At 68.8% G+C, this 18,536-nt stretch carries 15 protein-coding genes; 11 read left to right on the top strand and 4 right to left on the bottom strand.

Annotation, left to right across the window (positions count from 1 at the left end):
* The first annotated feature begins 62 nt into the window (after positions 1 to 62).
* From infB to pnp, 5 genes are all read left to right on the top strand, one after another.
* The gene (gene infB / locus SAHL_RS05350; protein ID WP_123590366.1) at positions 63 to 2,696 is read left to right on the top strand and encodes a translation initiation factor IF-2; all 2,634 of its coding nucleotides are present in this window, start codon (positions 63 to 65) and stop codon (positions 2,694 to 2,696) included.
* A gap of 15 nt (positions 2,697 to 2,711) precedes the next feature.
* Positions 2,712 to 3,122, top strand: coding sequence for a 30S ribosome-binding factor RbfA (gene rbfA / locus SAHL_RS05345; protein WP_123590365.1), 411 nt, complete (start codon positions 2,712 to 2,714; stop codon positions 3,120 to 3,122).
* Positions 3,109 to 4,035, top strand: a complete 927-nt coding sequence (gene truB, locus SAHL_RS05340; protein WP_123590364.1) for a tRNA pseudouridine(55) synthase TruB — start codon at positions 3,109 to 3,111, stop codon at positions 4,033 to 4,035. Before rbfA ends, truB begins: the two co-directional genes overlap by 14 nt.
* A gap of 222 nt (positions 4,036 to 4,257) precedes the next feature.
* Entirely contained in the window at positions 4,258 to 4,527 is a 270-nt protein-coding gene (gene rpsO, locus SAHL_RS05335; RefSeq protein WP_123590363.1) for a 30S ribosomal protein S15, read from the top strand.
* Positions 4,528 to 4,638: 111 nt separating this feature from the next.
* Positions 4,639 to 6,738, top strand: a complete 2,100-nt coding sequence (pnp, locus tag SAHL_RS05330) for a polyribonucleotide nucleotidyltransferase (protein WP_123590435.1) — start codon at positions 4,639 to 4,641, stop codon at positions 6,736 to 6,738.
* A 337-nt stretch (positions 6,739 to 7,075) separates the two neighbouring features.
* Here pnp and phaR read toward each other — a convergent pair whose 3' ends face one another.
* Together phaR and dksA are read right to left on the bottom strand one after the other, a co-directional pair.
* Entirely contained in the window at positions 7,076 to 7,618 is a 543-nt protein-coding gene (gene phaR, locus SAHL_RS05325) for a polyhydroxyalkanoate synthesis repressor PhaR (RefSeq protein ID WP_123590362.1), read from the bottom strand.
* A gap of 148 nt (positions 7,619 to 7,766) precedes the next feature.
* Entirely contained in the window at positions 7,767 to 8,210 is a 444-nt protein-coding gene (gene dksA / locus SAHL_RS05320; protein ID WP_123590361.1) for an RNA polymerase-binding protein DksA, read from the bottom strand.
* Between the two features lie 142 nt (positions 8,211 to 8,352).
* Between dksA and SAHL_RS05315 the strand changes: the two genes are divergently transcribed.
* A complete protein-coding gene (locus SAHL_RS05315; RefSeq protein ID WP_123590360.1) occupies positions 8,353 to 9,156 on the top strand; it encodes an HAD-IA family hydrolase in 804 nt (267 codons plus the stop codon).
* On the opposite strand, the gene cysZ is transcribed toward SAHL_RS05315, so the two are convergent.
* A complete protein-coding gene (gene cysZ, locus SAHL_RS05310; RefSeq protein WP_123590359.1) occupies positions 9,116 to 9,907 on the bottom strand; it encodes a sulfate transporter CysZ in 792 nt (263 codons plus the stop codon). The two genes, SAHL_RS05315 and cysZ, sit on opposite strands and share 41 nt — an antisense overlap.
* 119 nt (positions 9,908 to 10,026) lie before the next feature.
* Here cysZ and SAHL_RS05305 point away from each other — a divergent pair, with 119 nt between their 5' ends.
* Positions 10,027 to 10,689, top strand: a complete 663-nt coding sequence (locus SAHL_RS05305; RefSeq protein WP_148045498.1) for a glycine zipper 2TM domain-containing protein — start codon at positions 10,027 to 10,029, stop codon at positions 10,687 to 10,689.
* Between the two features lie 30 nt (positions 10,690 to 10,719).
* Here the strand turns inward: SAHL_RS05305 and queF are convergent, their stop codons facing one another.
* Entirely contained in the window at positions 10,720 to 11,109 is a 390-nt protein-coding gene (gene queF, locus SAHL_RS05300; RefSeq protein ID WP_123590357.1) for a preQ(1) synthase, read from the bottom strand.
* A gap of 175 nt (positions 11,110 to 11,284) precedes the next feature.
* Between queF and smc the strand changes: the two genes are divergently transcribed.
* The 4 genes from smc to SAHL_RS05280 all read left to right on the top strand — a co-directional run bounded on the left by smc (position 11,285) and on the right by SAHL_RS05280 (position 18,468).
* Positions 11,285 to 14,803 carry a chromosome segregation protein SMC gene (gene smc / locus SAHL_RS05295; RefSeq protein ID WP_123590356.1) on the top strand — a complete coding sequence of 1,173 codons (3,519 nt, stop codon included), beginning with the start codon at positions 11,285 to 11,287 and terminating at the stop codon, positions 14,801 to 14,803.
* A 36-nt stretch (positions 14,804 to 14,839) separates the two neighbouring features.
* The gene (gene zipA / locus SAHL_RS05290; RefSeq protein ID WP_123590355.1) at positions 14,840 to 15,754 is read left to right on the top strand and encodes a cell division protein ZipA; all 915 of its coding nucleotides are present in this window, start codon (positions 14,840 to 14,842) and stop codon (positions 15,752 to 15,754) included.
* Positions 15,755 to 16,030: 276 nt separating this feature from the next.
* Positions 16,031 to 18,166, top strand: a complete 2,136-nt coding sequence (gene ligA / locus SAHL_RS05285; RefSeq protein WP_123590354.1) for an NAD-dependent DNA ligase LigA — start codon at positions 16,031 to 16,033, stop codon at positions 18,164 to 18,166.
* Positions 18,163 to 18,468, top strand: coding sequence for a hypothetical protein (locus SAHL_RS05280; RefSeq protein WP_123590353.1), 306 nt, complete (start codon positions 18,163 to 18,165; stop codon positions 18,466 to 18,468). The genes ligA and SAHL_RS05280 overlap by 4 nt, the downstream gene beginning before the upstream one ends.
* Positions 18,469 to 18,536 lie beyond the last annotated feature (68 nt).

The following is an 18,536-nucleotide window of genomic DNA, read 5'->3' as shown; positions in this document are numbered from 1 at the left end:
CGAACAGAGGCGTGCCCGCCGCGGCAGGTAACCGGTGCGGGCCCCACGGAGTAATCAGAAGTATGGCGCAAACGACGGTCAAACAGTTGGCATCGGAAGTCGGAATTCCGGTGGAACGACTGCTGTCGCGGTTGGCGGAAGCCGGCGTGTCCGCGTCGAGCGAAGACGATTCGATCGGCGATGAAGACAAGCTCAAGCTGCTGCGTCATCTGCGCGGCGGTGACGGTGGCAAATCCGGTGGCAAGCTTGGTGCGCGGCGCAGCAATGTGTCGTTGCGCCGGCGTTCGACCTCGGAGCTCAAGGTCGACACCGGCCGTGGCGGCTCCTCCGGGCGTACGGTCAGCGTTGAGGTGCGCAAGCGCCGCACCTACGCGAATCGGTCGCAATCCGGCGAAGAGGAGGCGCAGCCGGCGCCCGAGCCGGAGGTCGAGCACGATACCGCCGAGGATCAGGCCCGCGCGGCCGCGCAGGCCGAGGCCGACGCCGCCGAGCGTGCGCGGCGCGAAGAGGCCGAGCGCCTCGAGGCCGAGGAGAAGCGCAAGCGCGAGGAGGCCGAACAGGCCGCCGCGGACGAGCGTGCCCGCCGCCAGGCGGAGATCGACGCCCAGCGCGCGGCGCAGGAACAGGCCGATCGCGAGGCCATGGACAAGGAGCGCGCCAAGCGCGGCGTGCACGTCGACGACGCGCGCTCGCGGGCGCAGGAGAACCTCCGCCGGGCCGCCGAGAGCCACGGCCGCACCGAGGAGGACGAAAAGCGCGAGCAGGATCGCGAGCAGGGCCGTCGCAAGGAACTGCACGTCGCCGAAGGCAAGCAGGGCCGCCGCAAGGGCAAGAAGAAGCGCGGCGGTCGCGGCCGCCAGGTCAGCGTGGCGACGGAACACAGTTTCGAGCGGCCGACCGCACCCGTGGTGCGCGACGTCGAGATCCCCGAGACGATCACGGTCGCCGATCTCGCCCAGCGCATGGCGGTCAAGGGCGGCGATCTGCTCAAGCGGATGATGAAGCTCGGCGTCATGGCGACCATCAACCAGACCGTCGATCAGGAAACGGCGACGATCCTGGTCGAGGAGATGGGCCACAACCCGAAGCTGGTGAAGACCGCCAGCGCCGAGGAGGCGCTGGTCGAGGAAGTCCGCAACGAAGAGGAACAGGTCGAGGGCGTGCCGCGGGCGCCGGTGGTCACGATCATGGGCCACGTCGATCACGGCAAGACCTCGCTGCTGGACTATATCCGCCGCACCAAGGTGCAGGCGGGCGAAGCCGGTGGCATCACTCAGCATATCGGCGCCTATCACGTCACCCACGACAAGGGCGCGATCACGTTCATCGATACGCCGGGCCACGCCGCGTTCACCCGCATGCGGGCCCGCGGCGCCGAGATCACGGATATCGCGATTCTGATCGTGGCCGCGGACGACGGCGTCATGCCGCAGACCAAGGAATCGATCCAGCACGCACGTGCCGCGGGTGTGCCGATCGTCGTGGCCGTGACCAAGATGGACATCCCCAACGCCGACATCGAAAAGGTCAAGTCGGGTCTGTCCGCCGAGAACATCATTCCCGAGGACTGGGGTGGTGACGTCCAGGTGGTGCCGGTGTCCTCCCAGACGGGCGAGGGCATCGACGACCTGCTGGATGCGGTGCTGCTGCAGGCCGAGGTCAGCGAGTTCTCGGCCCCGGTCGACGTGCCCGCCCGCGGCACGGTCATCGAATCGAGCCTGGAGAAGGGGCGCGGCCCGGTGGCCACGATCCTGGTCAAGGCCGGCACGCTCAAGCGCGGCGACAGCATCCTGGCGGGGCCGCATTTCGGCCGCGTCCGGGCCATGTTCAACGAGCTCGGCGAGCAGGTTAAATCCGCCGGCCCGTCGATTCCGGTCGAGGTTCTCGGCCTTTCGGGTACGCCCGAGGCGGGTGACGACGCCTTCGTCGTGGCCAACGAGAAGCGCGCGCGCGAGATCGCCGAACAGCGCGAGGAGCACCAGCGCGAGAACAAGCTCGCGCAGCAGCAGGCCGCACGCCTGGAGGAAGTGTTCTCCGCGATCGGCGAGAACGGCCCGGCCGAGATCAAGGACCTCAACCTGCTCGTCAAGGGCGACGTGCAGGGCAGCGTCGAGGCGCTGGTCGAATCGCTGGGCAAGATCCCCTCGGAAGAGGTCAAGATCCGCATCATCTCGAGCGGCGTCGGCGGCATCAGCGAGTCGGACGTGGAACTGGCGATGGCCTCGCAGGCGATCATTCTCGGCTTCAACGTGCGCGCCGACGCCAAGGCCCGCAAGACGATTCAGGAGTCGGGTGTCGATGTGCGCTATTACAGCGTCATCTACGAGGCGATCCAGGACGTCACCGACGCGGTCAGCGGCCTGCTGGGCACGGAACTGCGCGAGGAGATCATCGGTCTCGCCGAGGTCCGCGACGTGTTCCGTTCGTCCAAGCTCGGCGCGATCGCCGGCTGTCTCGTGGCCGATGGCAACGTCGTGCGCGGTCAGCCGATCCGCGTGCTGCGCGACAACGTGGTCGTCTACGAGGGCGAGCTGGAATCGCTGCGCCGGCACAAGGACGACGTCAATCGCGTGCCCGCGGGTACGGAGTGCGGCATCGGTGTCAAGAACTACAACGACATCAAGCCGGGCGACCAGATCGAGGTCTACGAGCGCACCGAGGTCCAGCGGACCGTCGACACCGCTGAAACGGCCTAGGCGCGCGCGCAAGCCATGCCCCGCGAGTTCGCACGCAAGCATCGTGTCGCCGAGGAGATCAAGCGTGAGCTCGGCGTCCTGATCACCACCCAGGTCAAGGATCCGCGCGTCCGCCTGGCCACGATCACGGACGTCGATCTCTCGCCCGATCTCAAGCACGCCAAGGTCTTTGTCGGCGCCTTCGACGTCACCGCCAGCAGCGAGCCCGCCTCGGAGGTGCTCGCCGGGCTGCGGGCTGCGCGGGGGTTTCTCAAACGGGAACTGGGCAAGCGGCTGCGGCTCCGGACTGTGCCCGATCTGCGTTTTCACGAGGATGCCACCGAGCGCGAGGCGCAGCGGCTCACGCGCATCATCGACGACGCCGTGGCCGAGGACACTCGGCACGACGTGGACGAGGACACGCCTTCGCGCGATGGCTCGGCGTAGACGCGGGCGCGACGTCGACGGCGTCGTCCTGCTCGACAAGCCGCTGGGCTGCAGCTCCAACGCTGCGCTCCAACGCGTGCGCCGTGCCTTCGATGCCCGCAAGGCCGGCCATACCGGGAGCCTGGATCCGCTGGCCACGGGATTGCTGCCGGTCTGCCTCGGCGAGGCGACCAAGGCGTCCGGCTATCTGCTGCATGCGAACAAGCGTTATCGCGTGACGGCCGAAGTCGGGTCGGAAACCGCCACCGGCGACCGCGAGGGCGGCATCACGCGAGAGAGCCAGGCGGCGACGCCGGAAGCGGCCGAATTCGACGCCGTTCTCGCGGGTTTTCTCGGCCCGCAGCAGCAGATACCACCGATGTATTCGGCCCTCAAGAAGGACGGGAAGCGGCTCTATGAGCATGCCCGCGCCGGTCGCGAGGTCGAGCGCCATCCGCGGGCCATCGAGGTGTACGCCATCGAATGCGTGGCGCGCACGGCCGAACGCTTCACGCTGGACGTCAGCGTCTCCGCGGGCACCTACATTCGCACGCTCGTCGAGGATATCGCCCGCGCTTGGGGCGGATGCGCCCACGTGGGCGCGCTGCGTCGTCTGGGTGTGGGCCGGCTCGGCAGTGAACATGCGATGATCACGCTCGACGACATCGAAGCGCGCGCCGACGACCCGCGGTCGCTGGACCACTTTCTTCATCCGGTGTCGACGGTGCTGGAAGACTGGCCGAGACTGACGCTGGACGGCGACCAGGCGACCGCGGTTCGACAGGGGCGCCGTGTCCCCGGTCCGGCCGATTCGCCCGCGGGCGGATCGCTGGTGTGTCTCGTCGGCGAAAACGGCGACCTGTATGGCTTCGGCGTCGTCACGGAGGCCGGCGAGGTCGCACCGAAGCGGCTGTTCGCGCGGCCGCAGCGTTGAAGACGCGATTGTTGTTGTGCTCGCCACCCGTGAGCCGCTAGAATACGCGCCTTGCCAAGGCTGCGGCCGCCCGGCATTGCGTCGAGCGCAGGGGCTTTTTCCAAAACGCGCCGCAGGGAAACGGGCCGGGTGCCCGCCGTTCCCCGATTCGCGATTTGGAAAAAGCCGGCTTGCTCGATCGAGTCGGGTGTCGCGGCACATGTCTATTCACCAGGAGTCAACATGTCGCTTTCGACCCAGGAAAAGGCGGACGTCATCACCAAACACGGCCGCGACAGCAGCGATACCGGTTCGCCGGAGGTGCAGGTGGCGCTGCTCACGACCCGCATCAGCCAGCTCGGCGATCACTTCAACGTTCACAAGGCCGATCATCATTCGCGCCGCGGTCTGCTGAAGATGGTCAACCAGCGCCGCAAGCTGCTCGACTACCTCAAGGGCCGGGACGCCTCGCGCTACAAGGCGATCATCAGCGAACTGGGTCTTCGCCGCTGAATCGACCCGCGCGACGTGCAGGTCTATCGCAAAAGCGCCCCCCGGTGATGCCGGGACGGGCGCTTTTTGTTTTTGAACGCAGGACAGGATGAATTCGTGAGCAACGCAAACATAACCAGCAAGCAGACCTTCAAGTTCGGTGAGCAGACCGTCACCATCGAGACGGGCGAAATCGCGCGTCAGGCTGACGGTGCCGTGATGGTCAGCATGGGCGACACGGTGGTGCTGGTGACCGCGGTCGGCCGCAAGGAAGCCAAGCCCGACGCGGCCTTCTTCCCGCTGACCGTCAACTATCAGGAACGCACCTACGCCGGTGGCAAGATCCCGGGCGGCTTCTTCAAGCGCGAGGGCGCTCCCCGCGAGAAAGAGACGCTGACCTGCCGTCTGATCGACCGGCCCATTCGTCCGCTGTTTCCCAAGGGCTTCTACAACGAGGTCCAGGTCATCGCGACGGTGATGTCGGTGGATCCGGAGATCGACTCCGACATCCCCGCCATGATCGGCGCCTCTGCGGCGCTGGCGCTCTCGGGCATGCCGTTCGCGGGCCCGATCGGCGGCTGCCGCGTGGGTTATGCCGACGGCGAGTACATACTCAACCCGAGTGCGACGCAGCTCAAGGCCAGCGACCTGAACCTGGTCGTGGCCGGCACGAACGAGGCCGTGCTCATGGTCGAGTCCGAGGCCAAGCAGCTCTCCGAAGAGGTGATGCTGGGCGCGGTGCTGTTCGGTCACGAACAGCTCCAGGTCGCCGTGCAGGCGATTGATGCGCTGGTGGCCGAAGCCGGCAAGCCGGCCTGGGACTGGCAGCCGCCGGCCGCCGACGAGTCGCTGGCCGAGGCCGTGGCCCGGGTCGCCGCCGACGATGTCACCGAGGCCTATCAGATCGCCGACAAGCAGGAGCGCCAGGCGCGGCTGTCGGAGATCAAGAAGCGCGTGGTCGAGGAACTGGCTGCCGCGGACGGCGACAGCGGCCACGCGGCCGACGACGTCAAGGACGCTCTCGGCGCGCTCGAGAAGAAGACGGTGCGCTCGCGCATCCTCGAGGGCGAGCCGCGTATCGATGGCCGCGACACGCGCACGGTACGGCCGCTGGACATCCGCACCGGCGTGCTGCCGCGTACGCACGGTTCCGCGCTGTTCACGCGCGGCGAGACCCAGGCGCTGGTGGTGTCGACGCTGGGCACCGGTCGCGACGCCCAGATCATCGACGCGGTCGAGGGCAAGCATGAAGAGCCCTTCATGCTGCACTACAACTTCCCGCCGTACTGCGTGGGCGAGACCGGCTTCATGGGCAGCCCCAAGCGCCGCGAGATCGGCCACGGCAAGCTGGCCAAGCGCGCGATCGTGGGCGTGCTGCCGGATCTGGAGAAGGAGTTCCCCTACGTCATGCGGGTGGTCTCCGAGGTCACCGAGTCGAACGGCTCTTCGTCGATGGCATCGGTCTGCGGCACCAGCCTCGCGCTGATGGACGCGGGCGTGCCGATCAAGGCGCCGGTGGCCGGCGTGGCCATGGGCCTGATCAAGGAGGGCGACAAGTTCGCCGTGCTCACCGATATCCTCGGCGACGAGGACCATCTCGGCGACATGGACTTCAAGGTCGCCGGCTCCACCGACGGCGTCACCGCGCTGCAGATGGACATCAAGATCGGCGGCATAACCCGCGAGATCATGGAGGCCGCGCTCGAGCAGGCGCGCGAGGGTCGGCTGCACATCCTCGGCGTCATGGGCGAGGCGATCGAGAAGCCGCGCCAGGAAGTCTCCGAGTGGGCGCCGCGCATCTTCACCATCAAGATCGACTCCGAGAAGATCCGCGACGTCATCGGCAAGGGCGGCGCCACGATCCGCTCGATCACCGAAGAGACGGGCGCGAGCATCGACATCGAGGACGACGGCACGATCCATATCGCCGCGGTGGACAAGACCGCTGCGGACATGGCCATCAAGCGGGTCGAGGACATCACCCGCGACATCGAGGCCGGCCAGGTCTACGAGGGCAAGGTCGTGCGCATCGTCGACTTCGGCGCCTTCGTCAATCTGGTGCCCGGTCGTGACGGCCTGGTGCACATTTCCCAGATCGCCGATCACCGTGTGGAGAAGGTCAGCGACGAGCTGGAGGAAGGCCAGACGGTGCGGGTCAAGGTGCTCGAGGTCGATCGCCAGGGGCGCGTGCGCCTGTCCATGAAGGAGCTGGCGGCCGAGGAGAATGCCTGAGCCGGGGGCGCCGCCCACCCGGTGCCCACTGCGGCATGACCCGGATCGCTGCGGCGATTCGGGCGGGACGAGATGAGGGGCCCTTCGGGGCCCTTTTTTTGTGGCTGCGCGGCGTGAAGGGCTCGGTCGGTCGGGCGACCGGATTTTTTACGACGCCCATAAAAAAGCCCCCTAGGAAAGGGGGCAAGGTGCGAGAAAGGCCGTTAGGCCTTTCGGAGGAGATTCGGTGGTTCGGCGTGTCTGCCGATGTTGCGTTGCAGTATAGTCGCGTCTACGACTTTAGTCAAACATCGTGAGCCCGAAAAACGGAATTGCGTTTTGATGGCGTCGATAGTTTCTATCGATCGTCGGATCGCGCGTCCCTGTCCGGCGACGCGCTCCGGCTTTCACCCTCCGACGCTGACTGCTGTGTGGTCTCTTCCTTCTCGCGACGGGTCAGGTTGGACAGAAACTCGCGGCGGACGCTGCGCCAGATCGGCAGCTGATACTGCGACAGCTCGCGCAGTGCCGTGAGCGGGTTGTTGGCGCCGAGCAGGCGCCGCATGCGGTCCTTGAACTGCTGCTGCTGTTCGCTGAAGAACTCGAGCGAGAGCTCGAGATAGGAACTGAAGGTGCTCTGCATCGAATCGCCGTAGAAACGGATGATGTTGCGCAGGACCTCGGTACGGAAGATGGGGTCGCCACCTTCCTCCTGCTCGCTGATGACCTGCAGCAGGATGGTGCGCGTGATGTTCTCGCCGCTGCGCTTGTCGATCACCTGAAAATCCTCGCCGCGAATCACGAGCTGACGAATGTTTTCCAGCGTGATGTAACGACTCACCTCGGTATCGTAGAGCCGCCGGTTCGGATACTTCTTAATGATGCGTGTGTTTTCGGTCATCCTCGGTGCCCCGGCTGAAGGACGCAGTCATGCTGCATTGCGACATGATGATTGTGCCAGATTCGGCGTGGCGAACCCAGATCACTGCGCAGTACATTGAAAATGCCCGCGCGGTGGCGGGCATTGTCGGCGCGCGATTGCCGCGCGGTCAGCGTCCGAGCTGGCGCTCGCGGATCTCGTCCAGGCTCTTGCAGTCGACGCAGAGGGTGGCCGTGGGGCGAGCCTCGAGGCGGCGAATGCCGATCTCCGTGCCGCAGGTATCGCAGAAACCGTACTCGTCCCGGTCGACGCGGGCGATGCCCTGGTCGATCTTGCGGATCAGCTTGCGCTCGCGATCGCGGGTGCGCAGCTCCAGGCTGAACTCCGATTCCTGACTGGCGCGATCCGTCGGGTCGGGGAAATTCGCGGCCTCGTCCTTCATGTGATGCATCGTGCGGTCGACTTCCTCCATCAGCTCGCGCTTCCAGTTCACGAGGATGCTGCGGAAGTGTTCGCGCTGCGCCTCGTTCATGTACTCCTCACCCTCTTTCGGGGTGTAGGGCGTAAACTCTTGAGGTGCGTCGAGTTTGGAGGTACTGCTTTTAACCGCCATGATACGCTCGAGTCGTAAAACAGCGCGTACGTTTAGCAAATAAACAGCGCCTGCGCAATCATTCCTTGCGGCCGTGCAGCCGGCATCGGGCTCTGGCACACTGCGCCGCTTCCAACCCGACCCAAGAGTCCGCAACGCCAACATGAGCCTCGGTGCGCTCCTCTTCGATGTGGACGGCACGCTTGCCGACACCGAACCCCAAGGCCATCTGCCCGCCTACAATCGCGCCTTCGAGGACTTCGGTCTCGACTGGCGGTGGACGCCGGAGCTCTATCGCCGGTTGCTGCGCGTCTCCGGCGGGCGTGAGCGTATTCACCACTACATCGAGCATTTCGATCCGTCGCTCGGTCATCACGATGCGGCGATCGACGACGATGCGGCCGGCTGGGTGCGTGAACTGCATCAGCGCAAGACGCATCATTTCCGCAGTCGTCTCGAGCGGGGCGAGATCCCGCTGCGGCCCGGCGTGGCCCGCCTGATCGCGGAGGCGGGCGATGCCGGCGTGCCGGTGGCCATCGTCACCAACGCCAGCCGGCCGACCCTGGAGCCGTTTCTGACCCATGCGCTGGGCCCGGCTCTGGTGCGCCACATCGCGCTCTGCGTCTGCGGTGACGAGATCGAGCACAAGAAACCCGCGCCCGATCTTTATCGCGAGGCCTGCCGCCGGCTGGATTGCGCCCCCGAGCGCTGCGTCACCATCGAGGATTCCGCGGTCGGCGTGACTGCCGCCACGGGCGCCGGCGTGGCCTCGATCGTCACCGTCAACGACGATACGCGGCGCCAGCGTTTCGACGATGCCGTGCTCGTGCTGGACTCGCTGGGTGAGCCGGGCCGCCCCGCGGAGCGACTGCGGATGGCGGCCGACTACGATTTCGATCACGTCACGCTGGCGCTCGTGCGCGCGGTCAGCGACGCCTGGCAGGAGCGCTCGTCGCGGCGCGGTTGATCATCGCATCTTCGCCTGAATCGGTCTCCAGATAGAGCAGCGTCGCGCCCACCACGGCGGCCGGCATCACGACGAGATTGGCCAGGGGCACGGCCGTGGCCAGCGTCACCAGACTGCCGAAACCGAGGTGGCGCCAGCGGTGGGCCCGCAGACGCGCGATCTTGGCGTCGAAGGCCATGCCGCGATTGCCCATCGGCTGGTCGAGATATTCGAAGGCGAGCATGAAGGCGCCGAAGGCGAACCACAGCGGCGCGATCGCCAGATTGACCAGCGGCAGGAACAGCAGCACCAGGCTGACCAGTCCCAGCGACAGCGCCTTGCCGGCGTACCAGCGCAGCCGCCGCAGTTCGCCGAACACGCCGTCGGCCATCTCGCGCGTCAGGCTCATGCCCGAATCCGGGGCCCGGCCCGTCACGAGCTCCTCGACGCGCCCGGAGAGCAGGCCGTTGAAGGGGCTCGCGATGAGATTGGCGAGCAGTGTGAACACGTAGCAGAAGGCGAGCGTCGACAGCACGATACCGACCCACCAGAGTACGCCCTCCAGCCAGGCGAGCCAGTCCGGCAGCCCGGCCAGCCAGGCGTCCAGCCAGCGATCCAGCCCCCAGCCGAGCAGCGACACCATGGCCGCGATCAGCAGGATGTTGATGACGATGGGAATGACGACGTAGCGCCGCAGCGAGCGCTCGCGCAGGAGCGCGAAGCCGCGGAGCAGATACGTCGGGCCCGACGAGAATTCGGCGATCGGATTCATGCTGCGTTCGGTTGGCGCGAATAGACTCTGATGATGGCGCAAGGGCGGCGACTCGACCGGCCCGGTCGAGACACCGTCAATGGCCGCGACAGTGTAGAAGATTCAAGGGGAAGCACGTCATGACAACGATTCGTATGCCCGCCGTATGCCTCGCGCTGATGCTGGCGCTCACCATGCTCGCGGGCTGTTCCGACAGCGGCGCCGAAGACGCCCGCACCGATATCGAGCAGGCCGACGCCGAGCTGGCCGAGGCCCGAGAGCGTCTCGAGGACGCCGAGCAGGCCAAGGCCGAAGCCGAGGCCCGCGAAGAGATCGAGGCGGCGGCCGCCGACAAGCGCGAGGCCGAACAGCGCCAGGCCGAGGCCCGCGATGGCTCCGACGCCGATACCGGGCAGGCGCAGGCCGATACCGGCGATACCGCGGCGCGCGAGCAAGAGCCGGTATGCGGTGACTGCGGCACGGTGCAATCGATCACGCCGGTGACCCGCAACGCCCAGAGCGGCTCCGGCGTGGGCGCGGTGGCCGGTGGCGTGGCCGGCGCCGTCGTGGGCAGTCAGATCGGCAGCGGCTCCGGCAAGACGATCGCGCAGATCGCCGGCACGCTGGGCGGCGCCTTCGCCGGCAACGAGGCCGAGAAGCGCATCCGCAAGGAAACCTACTATCAGGTCGAAGTGGCCATGGATGCCGGCGGCAGTCGCCGGGTCGACGTCGCCACCGCCGATACCATCGACACCGGCACGCGGGTGCGCGTGCAGGGCAACAACCTGGTGCTGATGCGCTGATGCCGGCCGTACAGGCGGCCCGCCTGCGGCTTACGGCAGAGCGACCGGCGTGCCGGGGTGCCAGTTGTCGGCGCGGTGCTCGGCGATCACGCTCGTATCGATGCCGCCGCGCATCCAGAACTCGGCTCTAACGCGCATGAATCGCGGGTCCGTCGCCGCCACCAGATCCGCCAGGATTTGGTTGGTGACGGCCTCGTGAAACGCGCCCTCGTCGCGATAGGACCAGATGTAGAGCTTGAGCGACTTCAGCTCCACGCACCGGGCTTCCGGCACGTACTCGAGATGGATCGTGGCGAAGTCCGGCTGCCCGGTGACCGGACACAGGCAGGTGAATTCCGGGATCCGCATGCGGATCGTGTAGTCGCGTTCCGGGGTCGGATTGTCGAAGGTCTGCAGGTCGCGGCTGGGCTGGCTCGGCATGGTCGATGTCGGCGGCTTTGTAACGCGTGTGAATCGCTAGGGTACACTAGCGGGCTCGGCGCGCGTCCAAGCGCCGCACCGACTCGATGCCGCCTGCGGAGGCCGATGTGATCCGGGCCAGCCACAATGCGACCAGCCGCCGCGGCCCCGGGCGGCCCGCGATCGAGCGCCCCTCATGCGTCTGAGTTCGATCCGTCTCGCCGGCTTCAAGTCCTTCGTCGATCCGACCACGATCGTGCTGGATTCCAACCTGTCGGCCGTCGTCGGGCCCAACGGCTGCGGCAAGTCCAACGTCATCGACGCGGTCCGCTGGGTGACCGGGGAATCCAGCGCGCGCCAGCTGCGCGGCGAGGCGCTCGAGGACGTCATCTTCAACGGCTCGCGCGCGCGCAAGCCGGTCGGCCGCGCCTCGGTCGAACTCAAGTTCGACAACAGCGAAGGCACGCTCGGCGGCGAGTACGGGGCATTCAGCGAAATCTCGATCAAGCGCGAACTGGCCCGCGACGGCGGCTCGCGCTATTTCATCAACGGCGCGAAGTCGCGGCGCCGGGACGTCATCGATCTGTTCCTGGGGACCGGTCTCGGCGGGCGCAGCAACTACGCCGTGATCGAGCAGGGCGCGGTCAACCGCCTGATCGAGGCCCGCCCGGAGGAAATGCGGCAGGTGCTGGAGGAGGCCGCCGGCATTTCCAAGTACAAGGAGCGCCGGCGCGAGACCGAGAACCGCATCCGCCACACCCGCGAGAATCTCGAGCGCCTGAACGATCTCATCGGCGAGGTGACCCAGCGCTTGGGCGTGCTCAAGCGCCAGGCGGCCAACGCCGAGAAATACAAGACGCTCAAGGCCGACGAACGCCGTCTGCGCGCGGAGCTGCTGGCGCTGCGCTGGGCCGCCCAGAGCGGACAGGTCGAGGCCGCCGAGGCCCGGCACGGCGAATGCGAGGACGCGCTGCGCCGCGCGATCTCCGGCCAGCGCGAGGCCCGCGAGACCCGCGAAGCGCTGGCCGCCGACCAGCAGGCGGCGATGACCGCGGTCCAGCAGGCTCAGGCGGCGTTCTACGACGCCCAGAGCGAAGCCGCACGCATCGAGCAGCGGCGCGCCCACGCCCGCGAAATGCGCGAGCGGCGCGAACGCGAGCGCGCGGAACTGGTCGAGCGCCTCGAGACGCTGGACGCGCGCGAGGCCGAGGACCACCGGCAGGCCGAGGAGCTCGCCGCCGAGCGGGACGCGGCCGAACGCGAACGCGCGCAGGCCGAGGCTGAACGCGCCGAGGCCCGCCGGGCGCTGGATGCAGCCGAACAGGCCGCGGTCGACGCCGAGCGCGTCTGGGATGAACATAACGCCAGCGACGACAACCCCGCCCAGCGGCTGGAGGCCGAGCGCACCCGCGCACGCTATGCTCGGGAGCGCTGCGACGAGCTCATTCAGCGGCGCGACGCCCGCACCGGCGAGCGCGAAGGTCTCGGCGGCGAGGATGATGAAGCCCTGGCGGCCGCCGAACAGGATCTCGAGACGCGCTCGGCGGCGATCGAGGCCGACCGGCGCGCCGCCCGCGGGCACGCCGAGGAAGTCGAGGCGCTGGAGCAGCGTGTGGCCGAGTCGGAACAGACCGTGGAGCGCCTGCGCACCGAGCTCGGCGAGAGCCGCGCGCGGCTGGCCTCCGAACGCCAGCTCCAGCAGTCCGTGTTGCGCGAGGACGATGCCGGCGTGCGCGACTGGCTGGCCGCGCACGAGCGCGCCGAAGCGCCCGGCATCGCTCGCCGGATCAAGGTCCGCGAGGGCTGGCAGACCGCGGTCGAGTCGGCCCTGGGCCCCTGGCTGCAGGGCTTTGCGGTCGCGCGCCTGCCGGCGGTCGAAGGCGAGTGGCCGGCCGAGCCGCTGACTCTCGTCGAGACCGATACGGACCCCGCGCCGGCCGACGCCTCGGGTCCGCCCGCGGCCGGGCCGGCAGGGCTGGCCTGCCTGGCCGACGGTCTCGACGCGCCCGCCGCCATCCGGTCACTGGCTGGCCAAATCTACGTGGTCGATGACATCGGCCAGGCGCTGGCCCGGCGCCACGAACTCGCCGCCGATCAGCGGCTGGTGACCCTGGACGGTGCCCGCGTGGGCCGGGGGACGCTGGTCACGCCGGCCGGCGAGGCCGCCGAACGCGGGGTGTTGGAGCGCGAGGCGAGGATCGAGAGCCTTACGGCGACGGTGGCCCAGGCAGAGGCCGATCTCGAGGCCCGAGTAGCGGCGTTGGACGATCAGCGGCAGGCCTTGAAGACCGCCCGCGACAGTCGCCGGGCGCTCGATCAGTCGATCGCCGCGGCCGAAAGCGAACTGGAATCCCGGCGTGCGCGGCATCAGGGCGAACGGGAACGCGCGCGCCAGCGCCGCGAGCGCCGCGCCGAGATCGACACCGAACTCGCCGACCTGAACGAGCAGATCGAGACCGCGGAGGACGAGGCCGTCGCGCGCGAGGCGGGCCTGGAGCGGCTCGCCGAAGCGGCCGAGGATTTCCAGACGCGTCGGCGTCAGGCTCAGGCCGAGCTGGGCGAAGCGCGCGCCGCCCGCGAGACCGCCCGCAAACGCCACGGCGAAGCCGAGCAGCGCCTGCGCGACGTCGAGGCGCAGCAGACGGCGCTGGCCGGGCGGGTGGAGAGTCTCGATGCCCGCCGGCGCGACACGGCCGCCGCCCGGGCGGACGTGGCCGAGCGCCTGGCGGCGTTCGATGCCGAGGCCGCGCCGGACCGCGACGAGGCCGACGACAGCGACGCCCATGAACGGGCGGTGGCGGCGCGCGAGACCGCCGAGCGCGAGCTGCGCGGCGCCCGCGAGCGGCTGGCCGACTGCGAGAAGCGGCTCGAGACCCAGTCCGAGACGGCCATGCAGGCCGACCAGGGCGTGGATAGCGCGCGCGAGGCGCTGCAGCAGGCCCAGATCGCGGTCGAGACCGCGGGTGTGCGGCGCGCCGGCGTGGTTGAACAGCTGGAGGAGCTGGGCGAGTCGCCGGCATCGTTGGTCGAACAGCTGCCCGCCGACGCCACGGCCGACGCCTGGAGCAGCGAGATCGAGGCGGTCGAGCGGCGCATCCAGCGTCTCGGCGCGATCAACCTCGCCGCGATCGAGGAATACGACGCCGAGGCCGAGCGCGAGGCCTATCTCGGGGAGCAGCACGCCGACCTGAGCGAGGCGCTGGAGACGCTCGAGCAGGCCATCGCCAAGATCGACCGGGAGACGCGACAGCGCTTCCGTGCCACCTACGAGCAGGTCAACGGCCGCTTTGCGGCCATGTTCCCCGACCTGTTCGGCGGCGGCGAGGCCGCGCTGGAGCTGACCGAGGACGATTGGCTGGTCACCGGCATCCGCGTCATGGCGCGGCCGCCGGGCAAGCGCAACGCCTCCATCCAGATGCTGTCCGGCGGCGAGAAGGCGCTCACGGCCGTGGCGCTGCTGTTCGCGTTGTTCGAGCTCAATCCGGCGCCGTTCTGTATGCTTGACGAGATCGACGCGCCGCTCGACGATGCCAACGTGTCGCGCTTCTGCGAGCTCGTGCGCCGGATGTCGACACAGGTCCAATTCATCGTGATCACGCACAACAAGCTGACGATGTCGCTCGCCGAGCAGCTGCACGGCGTGACGATGGCTGAACCCGGCGTCTCCCGGCTTGTCAGTGTGGATATCGATCAAGCCCTCGACATGGCCGGCTAGGCCCGGTTCGGTCCACTTTCATCACGCAATCCGCCTATGTCTATCGTGCAATGGCTTCTCCTGATTCTGGTGATCGCGGTGGTGGCCGGTGCCTACTGGTACCTGCGCCGTCAGTCCGAGAGCGATCCCTGGCAGGGCATGGACGACGAAACCGCCGACCAGGAGGGCGCCGAGGCGCGCGGTGAGGCGCTTGGCGGCGACTCCTACATTGTCGGTGTGCGCACGCTTTCCTCGAGCACACCGGCCAGCCGCAAGGCTGCGAGCGGGCAGGGGGGTTCGGCCTCCGAACCGGCGGCCGAGCCCGAGATGCCGGAGGAGGCCGCGGAGGCGTCCTGGCAGGCCTATAAGAGCGCGCCGCCCGAGGCACCGGCCGACAGCGAGTCCGGGCTGGAGGCCGATGCCGGCGAGCCGTCGGCCACGGAAGCGAGCGCGGCGCCCGAGCCGGCGCCGGCCGCCCCGGCGCCGCCGGATAGCGAGCGGGTCGAGAACATGCGCCCGCAGCGGGCGCCGGACGGCGAACAGCAGATCTTCCAGCTGCATGTCGCCAGCCCCGACGGCCGCGCCTTCGAGGGGCCGGCGATCCACGCCGCGCTCAAGGCGCAGGATCTCAAGTTCGGGCTCAACGACATCTATCACCGCGTGACCGAGGCCAACGGCGTGCCCGAGTCCGTGTTCGCGGTGGCCAACATGCTCAAGCCGGGCACCCTCGACCCGGCCGAGCGCGATCAGCTCGCCACGCCGGGCCTGACGCTGTTTCTCGTCCTGCCGGGGCCGGTCGAGGGCGTGCAGGCCATGCGCGACATGATGGAGACGGCCAACGGCCTCGCCAAGGCGCTCGGCGGCGACGTGCTCGACGACAAGCGGGCGCTGCTCAAGGCCCAGACCGCGCAGTACATGCTCGACCAGATCGCGGATCTGGACCGCCGCGCGCGTATCGCCCAGCGCCGCTAGGGAACCTCCGTTTGAATTTTCGCGGCTCGTGTTCGTGTCCTCAAATGCGTTGCGACAAGGCGCCCAAGCGTCGCGCCTGGCTCGTTGCCAGGTCACGCTTGGCAACGCCGTCGCAGTGCATTTGAGGCCGAACCCCGTCGGGGCCGGGGCTTTGCGCGCGTCTGGACGGCGTCATCACTCGCTACCGTGCAATGAGCACGCCACGCTCGCGATTCCTTGCCAGCCGCGCGCAAAGCACGCCGGCGCGATCGCGACGATTCAATCGGAGGTTCCCTAGTGGCCGCGGATCGGCAGGCGCGCGCGCGGGCCGACGAACTGGCACGGACGCTGCGCGCGCACAATCGCGCCTACTATCAGGACGACGACCCGACGGTCTCGGACGCCGAGTACGACCGGCTGTTCCGCGAGCTGCAGGCGCTGGAGGCCGAGCATCCCGAGCTCGTGCGCGCCGATTCCCCCACCCAGCGGGTCGGGGCGCCGCCGTCGGAGAAGTTCGACGCCGTGGATCACGCGACGCCTATGCTGTCGCTGGCCAACTGCTTCGACGACGACGAACTGGCCGAGTTCGACCGGCGCGCACGAGAGGGTGTGAACGCGGAGGCGCTGACCTACTGCGCCGAGCCGAAGTTCGACGGCACGGCGCTGAACCTGCGCTACGAGGCGGGCGTGCTGCAGCTGGCGGCGACCCGCGGCGACGGCGTCACCGGCGAGGACATCACCGCCAACGCCCGCACCATCCGCAATCTGCCGTTGCGGCTGGCCGGCGACGAGCCGCCGGATTTCGTCGAGGTGCGCGGCGAGGTCGTGCTCGCCCGGTCGCGCTTCGAGGCCCTCAACGCACGCTTGGGCGAGGACGGACAGAAGCCGTTCGTGAATCCGCGCAACGCGGCCGCCGGCAGCCTGCGCCAGCTCGACTCCCGGGTGACCGCGACCCGGCCGCTGGCATTCATGGCCTACGGCATCGGCCGCATCGACGGCGCCCGTCTTCCGGGTAGCCTGTATGCCCAGATCGACCGGCTCGCCGCCTGGGGATTCACCGTCAGCGAGCACGTCGAGCGGGTCGAGGGACTGGACGGCTGCAAGGCCTACTACGCGGCGATGGCCGAGCGCCGCGCCGGCCTCGACATCGAGATCGACGGCTGCGTGTTCAAGGTCGACGCCGCCGACGTCCGCGCCGAACTGGGCTTCGTCGCCCGCGCGCCGCGCTGGGCGATCGCGCGCAAGTTTCCGGCCGAGGAGGCCACCACCCGGCTCAACGCGGTGGAATTCCAGGTCGGCCGCACCGGCGCGCTGACGCCGGTGGCCAAGCTGGAGCCGGTGTTCGTCGGCGGGGTGACGGTGTCGAACGCCAGCCTGCACAACATGGACGAGATCGCGCGCAAGGATGTGCGCGTGGGCGACACGGTGGTGGTGCGGCGCGCCGGCGACGTCATCCCCGAGATCCCGCGGGTGCTGGTCGACAGACGCCCGGCGGACGCCCGGCCCATCACGCTGCCCGAGGCCTGTCCCGTCTGCGGCTCCGGCATCGAGCGCGTCGAGGGCGAGGCGATCGCGCGCTGCAGCGGCGGCCTGGTCTGTGCCGCGCAGCGCCGTGAGGCGCTCAAGCATTTCGCCTCCCGGCGTGCGCTGGACATCGACGGCCTCGGCGAGCGCCAGATCGAGCAGTTCGTCGCCGAGGGGCTGCTGGGCTCGCCGGCGGACATCTTCCGGCTGGTCGAGCATCGCGAGGACCTTGTCGCGCGCGAGGGCTACGGCGAGAAGTCCGTGGCCAACCTGCTGGCCTCCATCGAGGCCAGCAAGCAGACCACGCTGGAGCGCTTCATCTTCGCGCTGGGCATCCGCGAGGTCGGGGAGACGATGGCACGCGATCTCGCGCGTCATTTCGGCAGTCTGAAAGCCCTGCAGGACGAGGCTGTGGCGTACCGGGAACGGCTGGCGCGCGCGGCTCACAGCGAACCCGACAATCGCGCCGCCCGCGATCGCATCATGACCGCGGAAGGCTTGCAGGCCGTACCCGGCGTGGGCGCGCGGGTGGCCGGCTGCATCGCCGACTTCTTCGCGGAGCCGCGCAACCGCGAGGTCATCGACGCGCTGATCGCGGCCGGCGTGACCTGGGAGACGATCGCGGTGGACGACGCCCCCCGGCCGCTGGCGGGGCGGACCTTCGTGCTCACGGGCAGCATGGCGGACCTGAGCCGCGAGGCGGCGACCGAACGCATCGAGGCGCTGGGTGGCCGGGTCACGTCGAGCGTGTCGAAAAAGACCGACTACGTGGTCGTCGGTGACGCCCCCGGAAGCAAGCGCGACAAGGCCCGGAAGCTGGGGGTCACACTGCTCGACGAGGCCGCTTTCACGGCCCTGCTGGAGGCGCCGACCGGGCCCCCGGCCGACACCGAGGACACGCAATCATGAATCGATCGACGCGAGATGCGGCACGCATCCTTTTCCTGGCGGCGTTGGCCGCGCTCGTCACCGGCTGCAGCACGCTGTTCGTCGGCGCCAGCGATCGCCGCTGCGCGCACGATCTGACCGCGGTACAGGATAGCGCGGCCCACGCCCGGGCCGAGCTGGAGGACGGCGTCACCGACGCCGGGCGCCAGCCGACTCTGGATCGGATGGTCGATCTCGCCCGGCGTGCACGGGCGAGCTGCGGCGACGGCCGTACGCCCGACAGCCCGGGCATGGAACGGGCGCGCCGCCCGCGGCCCGGCTGAACGCCGAGCTCCGGCAGCGCTCGATGCGCTTGTGCGGCGGGGCGCCAGCGCTTACGCTTAGCCGCCGA

The organism is Salinisphaera orenii subsp. halophila YIM 95161, from assembly GCF_003732545.1.
Classification (GTDB): Bacteria; Pseudomonadota; Gammaproteobacteria; order Nevskiales; family Salinisphaeraceae; genus Salinisphaera; species Salinisphaera orenii_A.
The sequence above is the reverse complement of the archived record's forward strand: the minus strand, read 5'-3'. Positions and strand labels throughout refer to the sequence as shown.

Bases quoted from the DNA above. Each gene is read 5' to 3' on its own strand.
- infB (WP_123590366.1), top strand. From the start codon at position 63: ATGGCGCAAACGACGGTCAAACAGTTGGCATCGGAAGTCGGAATTCCG.
- rbfA (WP_123590365.1), top strand. From the start codon at position 2,712: ATGCCCCGCGAGTTCGCACGCAAGCATCGTGTCGCCGAGGAGATCAAG.
- truB (WP_123590364.1), top strand. From the start codon at position 3,109: ATGGCTCGGCGTAGACGCGGGCGCGACGTCGACGGCGTCGTCCTGCTC.
- rpsO (WP_123590363.1), top strand. From the start codon at position 4,258: ATGTCGCTTTCGACCCAGGAAAAGGCGGACGTCATCACCAAACACGGC.
- phaR (WP_123590362.1), bottom strand. From the start codon at position 7,618: ATGACCGAAAACACACGCATCATTAAGAAGTATCCGAACCGGCGGCTC.
- dksA (WP_123590361.1), bottom strand. From the start codon at position 8,210: ATGGCGGTTAAAAGCAGTACCTCCAAACTCGACGCACCTCAAGAGTTT.
- SAHL_RS05315 (WP_123590360.1), top strand. From the start codon at position 8,353: ATGAGCCTCGGTGCGCTCCTCTTCGATGTGGACGGCACGCTTGCCGAC.
- cysZ (WP_123590359.1), bottom strand. From the start codon at position 9,907: ATGAATCCGATCGCCGAATTCTCGTCGGGCCCGACGTATCTGCTCCGC.
- SAHL_RS05305 (WP_148045498.1), top strand. From the start codon at position 10,027: ATGACAACGATTCGTATGCCCGCCGTATGCCTCGCGCTGATGCTGGCG.
- queF (WP_123590357.1), bottom strand. From the start codon at position 11,109: ATGCCGAGCCAGCCCAGCCGCGACCTGCAGACCTTCGACAATCCGACC.
- smc (WP_123590356.1), top strand. From the start codon at position 11,285: ATGCGTCTGAGTTCGATCCGTCTCGCCGGCTTCAAGTCCTTCGTCGAT.
- zipA (WP_123590355.1), top strand. From the start codon at position 14,840: ATGTCTATCGTGCAATGGCTTCTCCTGATTCTGGTGATCGCGGTGGTG.
- SAHL_RS05280 (WP_123590353.1), top strand. From the start codon at position 18,163: ATGAATCGATCGACGCGAGATGCGGCACGCATCCTTTTCCTGGCGGCG.